General features: G+C 57.6%; 18 protein-coding genes. All 18 read right to left on the reverse strand.

Annotated elements, in window-relative coordinates:
- Positions 1 to 13 precede the first annotated feature (13 nt).
- Positions 14 to 1,135: a branched-chain amino acid ABC transporter substrate-binding protein gene (locus tag BW950_RS09230; protein ID WP_094336512.1), complete on the reverse strand. Its 1,122-nt coding sequence runs from the start codon at positions 1,133 to 1,135 to the stop codon at positions 14 to 16.
- 154 nt (positions 1,136 to 1,289) lie between these two features.
- Positions 1,290 to 2,081, reverse strand: coding sequence for an ABC transporter ATP-binding protein (locus BW950_RS09235; RefSeq protein WP_076489015.1), 792 nt, complete (start codon positions 2,079 to 2,081; stop codon positions 1,290 to 1,292).
- Positions 2,078 to 3,013 (reverse strand): ABC transporter permease, encoded by a 936-nt coding sequence (locus BW950_RS09240; protein ID WP_076489016.1) that lies wholly within the window; start codon positions 3,011 to 3,013, stop codon positions 2,078 to 2,080. The genes BW950_RS09235 and BW950_RS09240 overlap by 4 nt, the downstream gene beginning before the upstream one ends.
- Positions 3,010 to 4,011, reverse strand: coding sequence for an ABC transporter substrate-binding protein (locus BW950_RS09245; RefSeq protein WP_094336514.1), 1,002 nt, complete (start codon positions 4,009 to 4,011; stop codon positions 3,010 to 3,012). The genes BW950_RS09240 and BW950_RS09245 overlap by 4 nt, the downstream gene beginning before the upstream one ends.
- 89 nt (positions 4,012 to 4,100) lie before the next feature.
- Positions 4,101 to 4,424 (reverse strand): hypothetical protein, encoded by a 324-nt coding sequence (locus BW950_RS09250; protein WP_076489017.1) that lies wholly within the window; start codon positions 4,422 to 4,424, stop codon positions 4,101 to 4,103.
- Between the two features lie 13 nt (positions 4,425 to 4,437).
- The gene (locus tag BW950_RS09255) at positions 4,438 to 5,061 is read right to left on the reverse strand and encodes a hypothetical protein (protein WP_076489018.1); all 624 of its coding nucleotides are present in this window, start codon (positions 5,059 to 5,061) and stop codon (positions 4,438 to 4,440) included.
- Positions 5,061 to 5,909: an ethanolamine utilization protein EutJ gene (gene eutJ / locus BW950_RS09260; RefSeq protein WP_076489019.1), complete on the reverse strand. Its 849-nt coding sequence runs from the start codon at positions 5,907 to 5,909 to the stop codon at positions 5,061 to 5,063. Before eutJ ends, BW950_RS09255 begins: the two co-directional genes overlap by 1 nt.
- Complete coding sequence (locus BW950_RS09265; RefSeq protein ID WP_143559190.1) at positions 5,906 to 6,730, reverse strand: cobalamin adenosyltransferase family protein; 825 nt, start codon at positions 6,728 to 6,730, stop codon at positions 5,906 to 5,908. The genes eutJ and BW950_RS09265 overlap by 4 nt, the downstream gene beginning before the upstream one ends.
- Positions 6,727 to 7,335, reverse strand: a complete 609-nt coding sequence (locus tag BW950_RS09270; protein ID WP_076489021.1) for a EutQ-related cupin domain-containing protein — start codon at positions 7,333 to 7,335, stop codon at positions 6,727 to 6,729. Before BW950_RS09270 ends, BW950_RS09265 begins: the two co-directional genes overlap by 4 nt.
- Before the next feature lie 36 nt (positions 7,336 to 7,371).
- Positions 7,372 to 7,659, reverse strand: coding sequence for an ethanolamine utilization microcompartment protein EutM (eutM, locus tag BW950_RS09275; RefSeq protein ID WP_076489096.1), 288 nt, complete (start codon positions 7,657 to 7,659; stop codon positions 7,372 to 7,374).
- A 248-nt stretch (positions 7,660 to 7,907) separates the two neighbouring features.
- A complete protein-coding gene (locus tag BW950_RS09280) occupies positions 7,908 to 9,401 on the reverse strand; it encodes an aldehyde dehydrogenase family protein (RefSeq protein ID WP_076489022.1) in 1,494 nt (497 codons plus the stop codon).
- A 28-nt stretch (positions 9,402 to 9,429) separates the two neighbouring features.
- The gene (gene eutL, locus BW950_RS09285; protein WP_076489023.1) at positions 9,430 to 10,086 is read right to left on the reverse strand and encodes an ethanolamine utilization microcompartment protein EutL; all 657 of its coding nucleotides are present in this window, start codon (positions 10,084 to 10,086) and stop codon (positions 9,430 to 9,432) included.
- Positions 10,087 to 10,103: 17 nt separating this feature from the next.
- A complete protein-coding gene (eutC, locus tag BW950_RS09290; protein WP_076489024.1) occupies positions 10,104 to 11,021 on the reverse strand; it encodes an ethanolamine ammonia-lyase subunit EutC in 918 nt (305 codons plus the stop codon).
- 25 nt (positions 11,022 to 11,046) lie between these two features.
- Positions 11,047 to 12,414: an ethanolamine ammonia-lyase subunit EutB gene (locus BW950_RS09295; protein WP_076489025.1), complete on the reverse strand. Its 1,368-nt coding sequence runs from the start codon at positions 12,412 to 12,414 to the stop codon at positions 11,047 to 11,049.
- A 31-nt stretch (positions 12,415 to 12,445) separates the two neighbouring features.
- The gene (locus BW950_RS09300) at positions 12,446 to 13,894 is read right to left on the reverse strand and encodes an ethanolamine ammonia-lyase reactivating factor EutA (RefSeq protein WP_234969077.1); all 1,449 of its coding nucleotides are present in this window, start codon (positions 13,892 to 13,894) and stop codon (positions 12,446 to 12,448) included.
- Positions 13,895 to 13,931: 37 nt separating this feature from the next.
- Entirely contained in the window at positions 13,932 to 14,222 is a 291-nt protein-coding gene (eutM, locus tag BW950_RS09305; protein WP_076489027.1) for an ethanolamine utilization microcompartment protein EutM, read from the reverse strand.
- An 81-nt stretch (positions 14,223 to 14,303) separates the two neighbouring features.
- Positions 14,304 to 14,594 carry a EutN/CcmL family microcompartment protein gene (locus tag BW950_RS09310; protein WP_076489028.1) on the reverse strand — a complete coding sequence of 97 codons (291 nt, stop codon included), beginning with the start codon at positions 14,592 to 14,594 and terminating at the stop codon, positions 14,304 to 14,306.
- A gap of 195 nt (positions 14,595 to 14,789) precedes the next feature.
- Positions 14,790 to 15,701 carry a glycine betaine ABC transporter substrate-binding protein gene (locus BW950_RS09315; protein ID WP_076489029.1) on the reverse strand — a complete coding sequence of 304 codons (912 nt, stop codon included), beginning with the start codon at positions 15,699 to 15,701 and terminating at the stop codon, positions 14,790 to 14,792.
- Positions 15,702 to 15,705 lie beyond the last annotated feature (4 nt).

A 15,705-nucleotide genomic window follows, 5' to 3' on the forward strand; every position in this document is an offset into this window, starting at 1 on the left:
GGTGCTGCGTTTTTTACTGCAGCTCTACGTATACGCCGTTTTGCACCTGGTAGATGGCAAAACCGATTCCGATCGCGTCACCTCGCTCGTCGAAGGTGATTTCCCCGACGGGAGTCTGGACAGGGCTCGTGCGCAGAGCTTCCTGGATCGCCGCAGAATCGGTGGATCCCGCCACCTCGATTGCATTCACCAGCGCCAGCATGCCGGAATAGGCGTTCATGAAGAAGGGGCCCGGTTCTTCACCGTACTTCTCCTGATGGGCGCGCCGGGCAGCCTGGGCAACGGGATTTCCGCTGGTATCGCGAGGGCCGGTAGCATAGACACCCTCGGCGTTGGCACCTGCCACATCGATGAAGGTTTCATCCTGGATTCCGTCACCGGAGATAAAGGGCAAGTCCATACCCTGGGAGCGCATCTGCGAAACCAGACGGGATGCCTCGGGATGATACCCACCGTAGATCAGGACGTCCACGTTGGAAGCTCCCACGCGATTGATAATTGCCGAGTAGTCCACAGCACCGACAGTTATTCCCTCGTAGAGAGCGATTTTCACGTCGGGGTAGTTCTCTGTCAGAGATTCCCGGGCAAAATCAGCAAGTCCGCGGCCATAGTCGCCACCGTCGTGAAGGATCGCCACCGATCGTGCCCCCAGTTTTTCAGCCACAAACTCTGCCTGAAGCGCTCCTTGGGCATCGTCGGGAGCAATGGTGCGGAAAAAGGTGGGAAACTCCCCGCTCTGCGTCAGAGGCGGGCTGGTCGCCGAAGGAGAAACGACGACGATTCCTTCGCCCGTATAGATTCCCAGGGCCGTCCGGGTTGCGCCGGAGCAGATGTGCCCCAGAACGCCAACGACACCGTCACCCACCAGTTTGGCAGCTATGTTTGTGGCGACCTCGGGCTGACACTGATCATCTTCGACAAAGAGCCTGATCTGCTTTCCCAAAAGGCCTCCGGCCTGGTTTACCTGCTCTGCCACAAGTTCTGCAGCGTTTACCGTGGGAAGACCGTACGACGCAAGATCACCGCTGTGAGCTCCGGGAACACCGATTCGTATTTCATCGGCCCCCTTCTGTCCACAGGCGCTCAGCATCAGTGCCAGAACTACGCCCCCCAGGACGCCAAATTTAATTTTCATGCTCACCCTCCTTGGAAAAAGTGGACCCATTATGCTGTAGGGCGCCTTTCGTTTGCAAGGACTCCCGGGCGTTTTTGTATAAATATGCAAATTCACCTCATTGTTATTCATTCCTGGCCTGCCCGAAGCCTCGAGGAACCCCGGGCCGAGAACCCTAGGAGAGGCGGGCTCTGTCGCTCTCCAGATCCCGATGCCGGATTTGATGAAACCGTTCAACAAGACCCTCCACAGTAAGATTCCGTTTCTCGTCTCCCCGGAGATCCAGGATAATCTCACCCTGATCCATCATGAGCAACCGGTTACCGCAGGTAATCGCCTGCTGCATATTATGCGTTATCATCATCGCCGTAAGGCCGTAGTCCTCGATATATCGGCGGGTCAACTCCAGCACCAGATCGGCGTTTCGCGGGTCCAGGGCGGCCGTATGCTCATCCAGGAGAATTAAATCCGGACGGGAGAGAACCATCATGAGGAGCGTCAGAGCCTGGCGTTGCCCCCCCGAGAGAAGCCGTACATTATCCTTCATCCGGTCTTCCAGCCCCATCCGGAGGTTCACAAGTTGATCCCGGAAGAATGATCGCCGCTCCCGGTTCAAACTTATCCGGAACCCCCGCATCCCTTTGCGGTAACAGATCATCATGTTGTCCTCGAGGGTCATGGAACCGGCTGTCCCCAGAAGGGGGTCCTGGAAGATCCTGCCGATATAACGAGCTCTGCGGTACTCCGGTTCGTTGGTTACATTCCGATCATTGATACGAATTGTCCCCTGACTCGGCAGGAAGGATCCGGCGATCAGATTGAAAAGCGTGGTTTTTCCCGCTCCGTTTCCTCCGATAAGGGTGATAAAGTCCCCTTCGGCCACATCGAGCGTAATGGGACGCAAGGCATTCACCTGATTGACCGTACCCGGATGAAAGGTTTTTGCGACCTGCTGCAGGCAAATCACGGTGTCCCTCCTGTCTCTTTTGATGAGAGAAAACTCTTCTGGAGACGCGTGCGTTCGCTGCGACCGCTCTGATAGCGGCTTGCCAGGAGAGACAGAATAATCAGAAGTCCTGTGAGGAGACGAAGATCATTGGGCGTCAGTCGCACGTGGTATCCGTAGTAGCGGCCCAGGTACATAATCCCCCGGTAGGCGATAGATCCCAGAAGAACACGAAATGTCAAAAGGCCGATTCGATTGGATCGGAGAAGGAACTCGCCAATCATGACCGAGGCGAGCCCCGCCACAACAATACCCTGCCCCATGTTAACATCGGCGAACCCCTGGTATTGGGCAGCAAAAGCACCGGCAAGAGCAACCAGCCCGTTGGAGAGACTCAGACCAATGACCTTCATGATCTCGGGGTTTACTCCCTGGCTCACCACCATCTGCTGGTTGTCCCCCATCGCACCCAGGGCAAGCCCCAGATCGGTGTGAAAGAAGAGGTCCAGAAGAAACTTCAGCGCAAAAGCAAGAAGGGCAAAGAACACCACCACCGACCAGGGGTACGGAAGAACCCCGCCGATCCACTCCGTGGCGGTGCTCAACACCGTGGGTGTCCGCAGGAGCGAGAGGTTGGCCCTATTCCCCAAAATACGAATATTCACGGACCAGAGCATGGTCATGGTAAGGATTCCCGCCAGCAAATTAGGAACCTTGAGCTTATTGTGAATGGTAGCAGTAACAGCCCCGGCGGCAGCACCCCCCAGGAAGGCAAGAAGCACTCCCAGGAGATGCGGCACCCCGGCCAGGACAGACATCCCCAGGATAGCCGCCCCCAGGGGAAAAGTCCCGTCCACGGAGAGATCGGGGAAGTTCAGAATGCGGAAGGTAATGAAGACCCCCAGCGCCATAACGCCGTAGAGGAGGCCCTCTACAAGGATACCCTCGATCACCTGAGGGTTCCCTCCTCGATCACCAGCGACGCCTGTTCGATTAATGCCTCGGGAAGGACCAGCCCAAGCTCCCGGGCCACGTCCAGATTCACCAGAAGGTCAAGATCTGCAGGGTCTGTTATAAATCGCACCGGCATGAGATCAGGATTGGCCCCCTGGAGGATCTCGGCAACCATACCTCCCGTCACCCGGCCAAACGCATAGTAATCAAAGCCCAGGGCCAGAAGAACCCCTCCATCGAGAGCACTCGTGGTATCGGCCGCAACAACAGGAACCCCGGCCATCGCGGCGACCTCCGTCAGGGCCGGCAGGGCGCTCACCACGGTGTTGTCGGTGCTCACATAGATCACGTCCACCCGGTGCAGAATCGACTGTGTCGCGGCGCGAACCTCGCTGGAATTCACCACCGTGGCTTCAATAAAATCCATCCCGAAGAACTCTGCCGCCTCCCGGGCTTTCCCGGCCAGACTCACAGCGTTGGCTTCGCCGCTGGCATAAACGTGCCCAACCCGTTTGGCATCCAGGACATCGCGAATGAGCTCGAACTGGGCCTGAACGGGGGTCATATCAGAGGTTCCCGTGACGTTTCCTCCACCCCCCTCCAGGGAGGGAACAAGGCCGGCCCCCAGCGGGTCCGTCACGGTGGCAAAGACCACAGGAATATCTGTGAGGGTATTCGCCAGCGCCTGGGCAGTCTGCGTAGCGATCCCCACGGCCACGGCCACACGATCAGCGCGGAATTTTTGAGCAATCTGGGCCGCCGTGGAGACATCACCTTGGGCGTTTTGCAAATCAAACGAAAGATCGCCGAACCCCTGGTCCCGCAACTCGTCCAGGATGCCCTGCTCCACGGCATCAAGGGCCGGGTGAGTAACTATTTTTGATATTCCGATAACCATCCCCGCCTCCCGGGGTGACTCGGGAGCTCCTCCGGCAAAAAGCGGCATCCCCGCAGTGATCAGCACCAGGAGCAGTGAAAACTTTTTCATTACCTGCATACGTATTCATCCTCCTTATTAAGGTCAATCGAATACGCATCAGGTTAGCGGAATCGTTCCCCCCGTGTCCATGCAGGGAACGACGGGGATCAGCCCCTCTTCTGAAGTATCCTGGCGATCACGCCCTGCAATCCCGCGGGTTCATGCCCCAGGTGGGCCACAACAGCCCTCCTCACGGCGGCCGCCAGGGCAGCATCGGCCGGGGCCGCCTCCAGCGAGCCCGCTGCGGCAGGCGATACCGGAGCATCCTGTTGTGCTGCAACGCCTTCGCCCCGGCGGAGGGAAACACCCCGTTCCCGTGCCCGCTCCCGCGCCACATCGGTAACCACCGTATTGGCATCAAGACAAAGCTCTGTTTCTCCCCGTTCCGTCAACTCATCAATATCCCGGGCTGTGATAAAACGCTTTCCCATTCTTCTGCCTCCGTCACACACCATCAATCGATTCTATCGCCGTCACTGCCGCATCGCGCGCAGCCAGGACATCGGCCTCGGTGCCCGCCATCCAGAGCCGTCCGTATCGCCCAACTCCGCTAATGTGCATCAAGTTGACCGTTGAAGCTTTCTCGGCCTCGTTTGCAGCAAGGTTGATGTATGCAGCAGGTTCAACCTCCAGGACCAGCATGGTCTCCCCCGGGACAAGCATCATCCCCCGACTGAAGCGGTTCAGGAGCTGTGCCTGGTAACCGTTCACGTTGGTGATCACCTGCATCGAGGCAATCGAGGGTTTTTTCCGCTGGCTCATATCCAGGCCGAGCTCCCGCAATACCACCTCACCAGCCTGAAGCACATCCTCCTGGGAGGTGGAGTGAAGCTCAAACATTCCGAACTCCCGTTCCACAATCTGAGCCCCCGGGCGAGCACTGGTGGCCTTTACAGCCGCATCAACCACCCGAAAAACCCAGTTCCCTGGAGCCATCTCCACGTAAAGGCTTGCCATACCCTCTATGGGAAGATCACCCTGGGTCACGGTACCCACAAAGGCGGCGTACTGCGGCTGCATCCGGTCAAGATAGCAATAGGCCCTCAATTGAAAATTGTCAGTGGTCATCAGTTATTCCTTTCTGCCAGCGCCAGCGTCTGGACCCCGTCGTTCAAAGCGATTCCCAGGGGCGTCACAAAAAGCGGATTGCCCGGCACCAGGGTTTCTACCCCCGTGGCCGCCTGGACAACGCCCGCCATACCCTCAAAACTGCAGGTGCCACCCACCAGGTACACTCGGTCAACCTGAAAGGGTGCAATATGGGAGGAGATGATCGAACCGATCTTCTCCATCACCGGCCGCACCAGGGGAAACAACTCCCGATGTCTGGAAGGATCCGTCTTGAGCGCCTCGGCCTGGTCAAAGGAGATCTTCCGTGCTCCCGCCAGGACCAGACTGAAATGGGTTCCTCCCGTGGGTTCATCGGCCGTATAGACCACCTCTCCCTGATCTATCACGGCGATCCCCGTTGTTCCGCCTCCTACATCCACAACTACGCCCTGATCAACCTGCAGAAGCGTGTTGGCCGCGCTTGGCTCGTCGATCAGGGTGCTGCAGGAAAGACCTGCCGATTCCAGAACGTACTTCACCGCCCGGACCTCTCCGGGAGAAACCCCCGGAGGGTACGAAGTGGCGGCGCTCTCCAGCTCCCGTCCAAGACGAGCCTCAAGACGCTCTTTCATGGACCTCACCAGATCCGTGGCCCCAAGAAAATCCACCACTACGCCATCGCGCACCACTTGAGCAAAGTGGTACTCCCCCGCCAGGGGCGTACCCTCTTCATCAAGGACAAACATGACGGTATAGGCCGTTCCCAGATCCACTCCAACCGAGAGACGCCCTTCGGCCCGGACAGGGCCCGTTTCCTGCACCACCTGATCAGCTCTGTCGAGGATCTCCAGAAGTCGGCTGTTCACAGGAGACCTCCTGCACCGTAGTCTCCCCGCACCAGCAGGAGCTCCAGCAGATAGACGGCGCTACTCAGGCGATTCACCGCAACCGCCAGCTCAGGAAGCTCCCGGGATGACCCCGGAGGGAAGGCATCAAGCGCAACAAGCTCCGTCTCCCTCACCTGGGTTCGCAGCACATTGAGCCAATGAAGCAGTTCCGCATCCTCTACAGCAGGCGCCAGGTGTGGCACCCCCAGCTCTTTCTGCGGATCGTGGGTAGCCTTCCGCAAAGCAGCCTCGTCGAATCCAGCTACCTGGATCGGCGCTACAGGCCGCAGATTATACTCGGCGCTCATTATTTCCCGGCAATAGGCCGCCACCGTGGCCAGATGCTCCACCAGTTTTGGATACCCCGCCGTCCTGGCCCGGGACGCTGTCAGCATAACCCAGGCATTCAGGCTGTCCATTTTGCCCCGAAAGCGTATCCGGGGACTGTTCTTTGCATCAAACCTTTCGGCATCGACCTGCGTCATATGTTCCGGTTTTTCCTTCACACCGGAACCACACAGCGCGCAACGAGGAGCATCTCCCGAGAGAACGACAGGAAACTCACCGGGGCGATCCCACCCGGAATCAGCCATCCCCGAGGCCTCCTTCTCACCGGAAGGAAGGGAACCCGAGGGATCATCAAAAGCGATTGCCACCTTCCAGTGGTTCAGAAAGTCCTGTGCCGCCGGAGAGAAGCGGGATCCCCGGGGTAGCGAAAGCTTCATCCCCTCCCGGGGCGGCCCCAGGAGGTGCCTCAGGGCTTCCTCGGTGTACAACGGCATAGCTTTGCCTTTTTTCACGACGGCATCGCCCAGTCAGCCGGGTATGTGACGTAAAAGAGTTTCGCCCAGGAAGGAGTCCCGAAGGTTATCGCCGTTCCGTGGGGCACGTAGAGGATATCGCCCGGCTTGCCCACGATCGTTCCCTCCCGAGTCCCGATATGCAACTCCCCTTCCAGCACGTACTGAACTTCATGGTAATGAAAGGTCCAGGGGAAGGATCCTTTCTGGAGCGAGAGGAACCCCGCTGCCAGAGGAGCTCCATCGGCCGAGGTGATCACATCTCCGCACCGAACATCCATCTCGGGCCGGCCGATATCGAAGGCGAAGGGAGGCAACGATACCTCCCGGCCATTCACGACCTTGATACCCCTCTGGGAAGAAAGCTCCTTCGCCACCGGGGGCGGAGCCGCCAGAGCATCCTGGTTCGCCCCGGGCCGGCCTTCACCGGAATCACCCTGGCTCGAAGCGGGACGACGCCGAACCTCGATGGAAAGCTCCCTCGCCAAATCCCGGGCCAGGGGCGTAATGATATCCCCTGGCTCAAGGATCAGAAGGGAACAGCTACCGCTTCGTCCCAGATCACGGATCGAATCCTCGGTGTATAGTTTTTTCTTGCCTGCCATAGGATCCCCTCCCCCTCGGTGCACACCGGCACAGTATTATTTCGCGCTCGGCAGAATCATCTCGGCATCACTGTGGGGCCGAGGAATTACATGAACGCTCACCAGCTCCCCGATCCGCTGCGCAGCGGCCGCTCCGGCATCGGTAGCAGCTTTAACAGCACCTACGTCTCCCCGAACCATGACAGTAACCAGACCGCCACCAATATATTCTTTACCAATCAGCTTTACGTTTGCTGCCTTTACCATCGCATCGGCTGCCTCGATTGCTCCGACAAGCCCTTTGGTCTCGATCATTCCCAACGCGATCATCTGTACGTCTGCCATTGTCTGCTCCTTTTCAGGTTTCTCTTTTTTTGGTGATGAAGAACCGGATTGTTCCGATTTCCCGCCGTCTTCCCCGCTACTCTCGCCTTTATTTTTGTTGCCTTTGCTGTTTCCCTTCCGGGCATCTTTCTCTTGCCCGGCGGTATCGCCCTGCGCCAGCCCCCCCTCCTCAACCGAATCAAGTTCGGGCTGGACAGGATCGTTCTTCTTGCCACCTTTTTTTGGTTCATCAGCCATCTACCAGCTCCTTATATCTCCGCCAGAACCTGGCGAACGATATCGGCGATCAGCTCTGGTGAGTGGGTAGACGTACCGGCACTCCCCTGGCCGTCCGACACAGCCTTCACCCCCGGAGCGAGACTCTTTGCGGCCTCGGGAGGTTCCAGGGTCATCGTCGCCAGCTGCTTTACGTTCAGAAGGTGCGTCACGGTAATATTTCCGCTCATCACCGCCCCGCCGACACCACCAGGCGCAAGGGTCATGGAGGGCATCACGCCCGTCGTTGCTCCCACGGCGCCCAAGGTTCCCCAGGTGTTTACCAGAATGCGAAAGACCGGTTTTTCCAAACCGAAGGCCTCAACAACCTCTTCATCGGTGGCGTGAATCACCAGGGAGTGGCCGTCGCCTCCGTAGCGGATCAGCTGCAGGCACCGTTCGCACCCGGCATGCCAATCATCCTCCACGTAGAACCCCAGGACAGTGGTGAGCTTTTCCCCACTTAGAGGGTATTCCTTCCCGACCCCCTCCAGATCAGCCACAAGCACCCGGGCATGATCAGGGACAGAAAACCCCGCCAGGGCAGCCAGTTGCTGCGGAGTCTTCCCCACAGCCTTGGGGTTCATGGCGCCGCTGGAATGAAAAAGAGTTCGCTCCAGAGCGTTCCGTTCTTCAGCGTTCACCCAGTGCGCCCCGGCAGCACGCATCTCCTGTCGCAACTGCTCCGCAATGGGTCGGTCTGCCACAACAGCCTGCTCGGTAGCACAAATCACGGAACAATCGAAGGCCTTGCTGTTGACGATATCCTGAGCAGCCTTCCGGACGTAGGCGCTCCGGTCTACGTAGACAGGGACATTCCCCGGACCAACCCCGATCGCAGGTTTTCCCATGCTATGGGCTGCCCGAACCATGGGGGTTCCTCCGGTAGCAAGAATCAGTGACACCGCATAATGCTGCATCAACTCCCGGGACCCTTCCAGAGAGATCTGTTCCATGCAACTGACCAGTCCGGGAGGCATTCCGGCCCGTTCCCCCGCTTCAGCCATAATGCGCACCGTCTCCAGAGAACACTTTTTCGCCGAGGGATGGGGTGCGATGATCACAGCGTTGCGAGCCTTCACCCCGATGAGGATTTTATACATTGCCGTGGAAGTCGGGTTGGTTGAAGGAATTAACCCTGCAATCACCCCCACGGGCCAACCGATCTTTACAACCTTGCGCGCCTCGTCCCGCTCGATCACGCCAACGGTGGGAATATTCTGTATGGATTCCCAGAGAGTCTTGCTGGCGAACTCGTTTTTCACGCGTTTATGAGCGGGGACACCAAAGCCCGTCTCGTCGTGGGCCATCTGTCCCAGCCGTTCCGATGCCTTAAACGCAGCCTCAGCCATGGCGGCGCAGATCCGGTCCACCTCCTGCTGCGACGCCTTCAGAAACTTCCGTTGAGCAGCACGAGCAGCAACAGCCCGCTCCCTCGCTTCCTGAATCGAAAGCAGATCCGCATCAAAGGTTTGCTTTTCCTGCATTCCTCCCCCTTTCCAGAACCGTTTCCAATCAGTACTTCAGCGGATGGGCCGCAACTTCCACCACCGCATCGGAAAAGGCCTGACAGGCAGCCTTGCAGGCGCTCTGGGAACCCGCCATAAGAGCTCCACCAAAGTTTGTCTCCGAGGGCGGCTTGAACCACTCCTTCATCTCCACGTCAGCTGCCTTCAGCGCCGCATCGATGGCGAAGGTCGATTCAATCGGTGGAGCAATGAGATACGCCAGGGGTGTCCCCAGGGGGATATCGGCCATCTTGCTCAAGAACGATCCTGTTCGTGAAATGGTATGGGGGAAAAAAGCGATCGAATCATCATCGTTGGCCGAGTAAAACCAGGCGCTTTCCTCGCAATAGGCCACACAGGCGTTGACGCCCGATCGAACCTCGGCGGGATCGTTTCCGGCAAGAATACCGATCACCTCTCCCGACAGTTTACCCGACGCGTGAGCCGATCCGGCATAGAAGCTCTGTCCGTAGACGACCTCCACATCGGCCATCTTTGTGGCCTCGTCCAGCGCCACGTAGAGGGGATCATCCATATCGCAGGTGATAATTGCAATGCTTCGCTGATCCGGTCTCAACTCCAGCCGCTTTGCAAAATCGGTGTGAACATTCGGGATAAGCCGAACTGCCAAAATAGTTGGTTTTATTGGATCAAGGGTAGCCATCTTCTCATCCTCCTCGTTCAGCCCTGCTCGCCGGAAATCTTCATCCGGAGATCTACACCGCTTGCCTGGTACTGGAGATACTTTTTGACCTGCTCCACAATATAGGCTCCCGCCTCAAGGGGGTTCGTTCCACCCTGGGTCGTAATCATGCAAAAAGCATCACGCTCTCCGTCGGTCTTTCCCTTGGCAGGTTTCCAGCCCATGTAGGCGCTCATCGCATCGGCAACCCCCAGGCCGGGTCGTTCACCGATCAGGATAATCACTACGTCGGCCCCAAGAACGGAGTTTACGCTGTTAATCACCCCCACCCGGGCGTACTTGATGAAGAAAGGAGTGCCCGAAGAGATACCCGCTGATTTCAGCCCCTGCTGGATAACGGGAAGAATCTCCGGCGCATTGTTGTTTATGGCAGCAGCGCTCAGGCCATCGCCCACGACGATCTGCACCTGGGGATTTTTCGTGCATTTCTCGGCCACCAGCGCCTTCGCCTCATCGGAGAGCTCCCTCCCCAGATCAGGCCTCATGAGGTACTGCTGCCGGTTCTCAACTTTGCTTTGCACAGAAAAGAGCCCCATTTTTTCGATGACCTCGTCGGGGACATCGGAATAGATCGCATCCTGGGTTACTCCGTGATCCGCCTGGAAGAGCAAGAGCGATTTGGTCCGGGGACGGGATCCCGCCCGGCCAGCCCCAATGCGCGCGCCCGAGGCGGCTTTCAGATTCTTCAAGCCCTCTGGATCAACAGGATTCTGTACTCCGATTTCCTGGCGGGCCTCGACGGTGGTGGGGTCATCCAGGTCGATAACAACGCCCCCTTCCGGGGAAGCGACCTGAGCCTTTCCGGCAGAACCAGCGGCAGTCGCTCCCGGTGATCCGCCCAGCTCCTTTAACACTGCCTGAACGATAGCCTCTATATCATGCTTGGTCTGTTCCATGTCTATGCTCCTTTTTCCGTGTGCCCTACCGTTGCAGGAAGAACGAAGCGTCCCCGGCTTTTTCGGTGAGAACGCCGTCTTCCATGAGCCCGATCTTCTCCATCCACCGCTCAAACTCGGGCAAGGGCCGCAAGTTCAGCAACCGCCGCAAACTGGCCGCATCGTTGAAACTGGTGCTCTGGTAGCTCAACATTGGATCATCTCCCAGGGGAACACCGATGAAGAAGTTACACCCCGCCGCCGAGAGAAGCACCGCCAGATTCTCGATATCGTTCTGGGTTGCCCGGGCATGATTCGTGTAGCACACGTCCACCCCCATGGAAATCCCCGAAAGCTTGGCCATGAAGTGGTCTTCCAGCCCGGCCCGAATGATCTGAACCGAGTCATAGAGGTACTCAGGGCCGATGAAACCCACCACAGAGTTTACCTGATAGGGTTCGTACCGTTTTGCCAGGCCGTATTTCCGGGCTTCCAGGGTGACCTGGTCCGCACCGTGATGGGCATCGGCCGAAAGATCGGCTCCCTGGCCAGTCTCGAAATACATGTAGTTCGGCCCGGGCGTTACACAGTACTTCTTGGCCATGTCGTAGGCTTCATCGAGCATGTTCACGGTCACCCCGAAACTGGTATTGGCAAGCTCGGTACCGGCAATACTTTGAAAGATAAGCCCCGCAGGAGCGCCCTTCTTGAGAGCATCCATTTGGGTGGTAACGTGAGAAAGGAGACAGTTTTGGGTGGGAATCTCCCAGCGCTCGATCACCTCCCAGGTCATTTCCAGGAGCCGGGAGACGCTCGCCAGGGAATCGTCCACAGGGTTTATTCCGATCACACTGTCACCGGAACCAAAGCTCAAGCCATCGTAGAGCGCAGCCCGGATACCTTCCACGGAATCGGTGGGATGGTTAGGCTGATTACGGGAGGCCAGTGTTCCCGGCAACCCGATGGTGTTGGCGTTCTTTGCCACAACACGCACCTTTGAGGCAGCCAGCATGAGGTCCATGTTCGACATGAGCTTTGTCACTGCCGCAATCATCTCCGAAGTGAGACCCCGCGCAACCCGGACGATCATATCCCCCGTGGTGGTATCATTCAGAAGCCATTCCCGGAGCTCTCCCACGGTCCACCCGCTGATCCCGGTATAAATTGAGACGTTCACCTGATCCTGAATGATCCGCGTGACTTCATCGTCCTCGTAGGGAACCACTGGATTCTCTCTGAGCACCCGTAACGGGAGTTCTGCCAGAACAAACCGTGCAGCTACCCGTTCAGAGGCGTTCTCGGCGGCGATACCCGCCAATTGATCACCCGATTTAATCTCGTTCGCCTTGGCCAACAGCTCCTTTATGCTATGAAACTGATAGGTCGTACCGAACAGCTTGGTCTTTAGGATCATTCCCCTTCTCCTTTTTTTGCTTCGTGCCGGATCATTGATAAAACACCAAGGTCTTGATAGAAAGCGGAACCACCCGCCCTCCCAGAATCGGCTCCCCGATATCGATAAAGTCACCCTCGCCCAGCCCGACCTGATCAATACTGATCACCGGGATATCCCCGCGCAGCGCCTTGATGGTCTGCCCCAGACTCTGGGCAAAATCACGTTGCAGAACGAGCACCAGCGGCATTCCCTCGGGAACCACCGCATCATAAAATTGCCCCAGACCCTCAGCAATGGAGGAGAGTCTGCGGTAATTCATCTCCTGCGGTACGTCGAGAGCCAGAGCAAAACCGATCTCCCGGGTGTGCTGATCCCAACGTCGCACCGCCGCCTCGGTACTCGCAGAAAACCGGCCGGGATTATCGAAATCATCCTGCTCAAGTTGTGGATAGATCACCGCCAGATTCCTGAGCGGCAGGATATCCCCATCGGTCCAAATCGTGCTTCCACTCAGGGTTATTGTCTGACTTGCAGCACCCAGGACGGTAGCCCTCAAGGTCTCCCCCGGAGGGATTACCTTCATTGACCGAAAACGCGGGTTGAGCCGCAGAGATCGGGCAAAAAGGGGTCCCACATCGTTGTGGACTGCCACATCGGCGATCGAACTGATCTCCAGGGGCTCGTAGAAATACCTGGCTACGCCCCCCGAGAGAAACACCGTGGTTGACTCCTCCGATGCTGTCAGAGGAGGACTCAGCTGGACCGCATCTCCCAGGGAGGGCCGTATCCCCTGGGCGAGATCTGCCGTCAGATCGGCCATGCGATCGCAGAAATCCTCCAGCACCGACAACTCCGCAGGCCGCCCCTCCTGCAAAGGAATATCGAAAGCGTCAATGATGGCCCTTCCGGGCCCGGCGATCCGCCGCACGATTCCCGACGTTCCTTCCAGGATAACCTGGCGCCCTCCGACAGCCATCGCCGAGGCACTCACGTTTCTTCCCATTTTGAAGATCGCCGCGTTGGCCGTGCCCCCCCCAATGTCGATATTGGTCACCTGGGTATAGTGCTCTGCCGAATACGCAGCAGCACCAGAACCACGGCCGGCTATCTGGGCCTCCACATTCGGCCCCGCCACGGTGACGACAAAATCTCCAGCGAAATCCGAAAGGGCTTCCAGCATGACGTCGGCATTTTTTGTCCGGGCAATTTCCCCGGTTATGATCACCGCACCGGTTTCGACCATCTCAGGGGTCATGCCGGCTTTGCCGTACTCCCGCTCCACAATCGCCACAAGAGCATCAGAATCGATCTCATCGGGCGATATCAGGGGGGTAAAGGAAATATCACTGGTGAAAAGCACCGACCGAGCGCTAACCTCAATGCGCGGAATCTGACCGGGACGGGCGACATTGTAAAGCTCCAGCCGAGAGAAGACGACCTGTGTTGTCGTGGTGCCGACATCTACGCCGACACTAAGCATGGTGCGACTATCTCTCATGAAAGCCCTTCTGCCGTCCCGTCATGCCGCATCACAATCAGGAACTGATTTTTGGCAGGATTGACTCCACATCGCCATGGGGTCGGGGAATCACGTGAACGCTTACCAGTTCGCCAATTCGTTGCGCTGCCGCTGCACCGGCGTCGGTCGCTGCTTTCACCGCACCCACATCACCTCGAACCATGACGGTAACAAAACCACCGCCGATATACTCTTTTCCGATAAGCTGCACGTTGGCTGCCTTCACCATTGCATCGGCTGCCTCAATCGAACCGACCAACCCTTTGGTCTCTACCATCCCCAGCGCGATCATCTGAACTGATGCCATTCCTCTGCCTCCTCTTTCTGTCCTGTCATGTCTGTATCGCCTGTCTTTCCGGGACGTCGCCCCGGAAACGACCTGTGATTCCTATTCTTTTCGGAAGGTTTCCCCCGACTCAACTTCAAGTGAATCGATTACACCCACGATTGCCGCGTCAACCGGAGCACCTTCGGTTTTGTCCGTCTCCCGGGCAGCACTGCCCAGAGCGACAATGACCAGCTCACCCGTGCCTGCCCCGACGGTATCGATCGCGACCATCTCGGGACCGGAGAGGTCTCCCGACGAAGTACACTGCCGGAGAATGAGCAATTTCTGACTGACCAGTTTTGGCTCTTTTATGGTAGAAACCACGCTACCGATTACCCGTGCGATGATCATAACATTCCCTTTCTGTGCCCCCACACCTGGTCTGTTCGGTGCGGCGGCCACCAAAATATACCAAACACGCCCTCGTATCAAAGGCGGCCGGCAGATTTCAGGCTCCCTCTAACGATAAGACCGAACTGTGAAAATCGCAAGAGAAAAAAAGGGCTGTCCTCGCGGACAGCCCCATCAGATTCCCCGTCAGGGTTCTTAGATCTGCAACCCTTCGGGAAGCATGCTGTTGATCAGATCGGTATTGTCCGCAACAATCTGTGCAGCGGCATCTTCAGGATTCATTCCTTCATCGGTCATGACCATCACAGGGCTGATCAGATCATCCTCCACGGAGATCCAGTCAAAGGTTGTGAGGAACTCGTAGACCAGGGGAAGATCGTCCTTGAGACCAAGCCGTCCGATCGCGTTGATCGTCTCGGTCCCGCCGTAGATCCCTGCGGGATCTTCCAGGATCTTGAGATCAAACCGGGCAAACTTGATATGGGGAGCCCAACCGGTGACAACGATGGGCTCGTTGTTCCTGATCGCATCCTGAAGAGCGGACATCATGGTAGCGTCGCTTCCCTCGAGGAGGTCGAAGGCTCCCAAGCCGAGGACATCGTCGGCGATCGCATCCTCTGTGGCCTGCATCATACCGGCACCGGGATCGATCCCCACAATCTTGTTGTTGTAGGCCCCGGCGTTTGCAACAAGCTCTTCCACAGTGTTCTCTTCCACGTAGGAGGGAACAACCAGTCCAAGCATGGCGTTATTGTAGGTTACACCCAGATCCTCCACCTGATCGGTGAACTGACCTTCGGGTCCGTAGAACATCTGGTGCGTCACGGGCAACCATGCCGCCACGTGGAAATCGGAATCCCCCGTAGCCACGGACTGCCACATTGCCGCGTTGGCTACGCTGCGAATCGTCACATCGTATCCCGCACGATCAAGGATCTCTCCAACCACGTGGGTGATGGCAACTTCGCGATCCCATTCCACGTAGGCGATGTTGACAGGGCCACCGACACCGTCAACCGCTTTTTCTTTTGAACCACCTGCCATAGCAAGGGACGCAACCATCGCAATCATCAACACGCTCAAGAGAGCTTTTTTCGTAAACCTCATCAAT

The sequence above is a fragment of the Alkalispirochaeta americana genome, from assembly GCF_900156105.1.
In the GTDB taxonomy this organism is placed as follows: Bacteria; Spirochaetota; Spirochaetia; order DSM-27196; family Alkalispirochaetaceae; genus Alkalispirochaeta; species Alkalispirochaeta americana.